Origin of the sequence: Bhargavaea massiliensis (assembly GCF_050480245.1) — a bacterium.
Taxonomy (GTDB): Bacteria; Bacillota; Bacilli; order Bacillales; family Anoxybacillaceae; genus Anoxybacillus.
Genome location: NZ_JBCNEQ010000038.1, coordinates 1 through 2,828, shown reverse-complemented (window position 1 = coordinate 2,828; position 2,828 = coordinate 1). Strand labels below are relative to the sequence as shown.

Below are 2,828 nucleotides of genomic sequence, written 5' to 3'. Positions count from 1 at the left end.
ATTTTCTTCAACTCACTCTTGGAGGTGTGCCACCAAAGAAAATAAACCGCCAAACAGGAGAAATAAAACATCCAATAGGGCGAGGCGATGTTGGTATCGACATAGGAACACAAACCGTCGCTATTTGCTCGATGAATAATGTCAAGTTGCTCATTCTTGCGCCGAGCATCGAAAACATAGAAAAGCAAAAGCGAGTTCTTCAACGAAAATTGGATCGTCAAAGACGGGCGAATAATCCGCACAAATACAATGAAGATGGGACAATAAAAAAAGATAACAAGGAAAAATGGGTTTGGAGTAAAAATTATCTCAAAACGAAAAATCAGTTAGCAGAATTACAAAGAAAAACAGCAGACAAGCGGAAACAAGATCATCAACGGCTTGCCAATTGGATCATCACATTAGGTCATCATATCCAAGTAGAAAAAATGAATTTCAGAGCACTTCAAGCAAAGGCAAAAGAAACAAAAGTCGATGCCAACGGAAAACACAAAAAGAAAAAACGATTTGGGAAAAGCATTGCGAATCGTGCGCCAAGTTTGTTTTTAAACATACTGAATCAAAAACTGCAATATGAAAACTATTCCCTTCAATACATCGACACATTTCGAGTCAAGGCAAGTCAATACGACCACCAAAACGATGAGTACAACAAGAAAACACTTTCTCAACGATGGCATGAAGTAGACGGACGCAGAGTGCAACGGGATTTATACAGCGCATTTTTAATCATGAATGTGAAAGACAATCGAAAAGAAATAGATAGACAAAAATGTTTAGAGAGATGGGATCAATTTATTCGACTGCATGATGAAGAAATCAAACGACTTCATCTTCATTCATGTGTCGTAAGTAGTATGGGAATTTAAATGATAAAAAGCGTCTTGAACCGGGCGCACAGGGCGATAAGCACCAGTAAGGTGTTTGCCCATGAAAGTCTTGTGGAACAAGGGTGAGTTCTACACTCAGGTGTACGAGAAACCCTTTTGTACACAAGAACCCCGTGGCTTTAGCCATCGGGAGGTTCAGGATCGATAGTGGGGCAGATCTTGTCGTTGGTCATCATCCACACGTCATTCAAGGCATTGAACAATATAAAGGAAAAATGATTGTTTATAGCTTAGGCAACTTTATGTTCGGAGGCAATAAAAATCCGAGCGATAAGGATACGTTTGTTTATCAGCAAACGTTTTATTTCGCAAACGGCATAAAACAACCAAAAACAACGATTCGCATTATCCCGTTTCGCATCTCATCTGTAACAACAAGAAATAACTATCAGCCGATTCCACTTCAAGGAAAAGAAGCCAGTCGTGTAAAAACAAAAATTGTTCGCTTATCAGCAAAAATTAACAAACCAACATGGCTCGTATACGAAAAATAAAGTATAATGGAAAGAAAAGGAGTTGATTTTATGTACATCGGGGACATTGTATTTCAACTCGTGATGCTCGGCACGTTGCTTGGGGTTTTTGCTGTATTCATTTTTGGTGCTGTGTGGTTGACAAGGTCTATAAAGGGAAAAAGAGGGTAAAAAAAGTTCGGCAGGCGCCGAACTTTTTATTCATTACTTATTCTCGCGTATCACTTGGATTTATAATGCTTTTCCGCAAGATGGACAAAAGCGGAAGTTTGCTTGTACGTTCGTTCCACAGTGTGGACAAAACTTTTCTCCTTCGATATGACCGAAACGAGTATTGAGCGGATCTTTTTCTTCGTCTTCTTCTACAATATCGACGATCGACATCCGTTCTTTCCCTGTAGCGTTTTTGTAATGATACACAGCTTGAAAAATACCGATACCAATGATAACGAAGCCGAAAAAAGGAAAGATTTGTGATCCTGGAATGGGAGAATCTTTTGTAATCGAAAAAGTCATAAACGTCCAAAACATACCGAATAAAATGGTGGCGATACTGCCGATAAATCCTTGCATGGATGGCCCGCGGCCAGGTTTGATGCTTTTCATTTCTATTCCTCCCTTATAATGGATACACCCATTATATACAAAACATAGAGAATATTCATCTCATTTACTTTTTTGAATAAGTATGTTAGAGTAAAAACCGCATAGACCATATGTGTAAGTGTGATCACGTAAAAGGAGGCTTTATCATATGACATTATCATTGTTAAGGCGTGAAGCAAGGGAAGCGTTGAAAGGAAAATGGGGCAGTGCCGTGCTTCTTATGCTTGTTTATGCGTTCGTGACCATCGTTTTCCCTATAGTAGTTGAGGTTGTATTAAGTGGAGGATGGGACGTATGGATTGAACAAGAAAACGTGCCAACATCTGTTTCGATCGTCAGTTTGCTTCTTTCACTTGCGCTCATTCCGTTTAGTGTTGTTGTGTATTGGGTATTTTTAGATGTGTATCGCCATGAACCTGTCCGAATCTCTCCAATGTTTACAGTATATCAAAATGGGAAGTTATCATTAAAACTCATTGGCACGTCCGTTTTATTTGGTATTTTTGTGTTTTTGTGGAGTTTGCTACTTATTATCCCTGGAATTATTAAATCGTTATCTTATTCACAAGCATTCTTTTTATTAAAAGATCATCCCGAATACGGTGCGCTTCAAGCGATTAGCGAAAGTAAAAAACGAATGAAAGGATATAAAGGAAAACTATTTTTGTTATATTTGAGCTTCATCGGCTGGGGGCTACTCTCGATTATAACGTTCGGGATTGGACTTTTATGGCTCGTTCCGTACGTCTACACGTCGCTTGCTGCATTTTATGACCAATTTATTCGTACACAAGAAGTGCAAACTGAGTAAAAAAACGAACAAGGGCAACCTTGTTCGTTTTTTAGTGTGCTCGGCATG

The 2,828-nt window shown here is 39.0% G+C and carries 3 protein-coding genes and 1 pseudogene; 3 read left to right on the top strand and 1 reads right to left on the bottom strand.

Features of this window, described 5'->3' with window-relative positions:
• Window positions 1–869 (top strand): nuclease/transposase family protein (locus ABEV15_RS08330; RefSeq protein WP_498852926.1); only part of this gene is annotated, 869 nt, incomplete at its 5' end.
• Between the two features lie 143 nt (window positions 870–1,012).
• Window positions 1,013–1,384 (top strand): annotated as a pseudogene (locus ABEV15_RS08325) (CapA family protein); the annotation flags it as partial.
• Between the two features lie 210 nt (window positions 1,385–1,594).
• On the opposite strand, the gene ABEV15_RS08320 reads toward ABEV15_RS08325, so the two are convergent.
• A complete protein-coding gene (locus tag ABEV15_RS08320; RefSeq protein ID WP_237811291.1) occupies window positions 1,595–1,969 on the bottom strand; it encodes a zinc ribbon domain-containing protein in 375 nt (124 codons plus the stop codon).
• A gap of 148 nt (window positions 1,970–2,117) precedes the next feature.
• On the opposite strand from ABEV15_RS08320, the gene ABEV15_RS08315 reads away from it, so the two are divergent.
• On the top strand, window positions 2,118–2,780 hold the full coding sequence (locus ABEV15_RS08315; RefSeq protein WP_498852925.1) for a DUF975 family protein: 663 nt from the start codon (window positions 2,118–2,120) through the stop codon (window positions 2,778–2,780).
• Window positions 2,781–2,828: the final 48 nt, after the last annotated feature.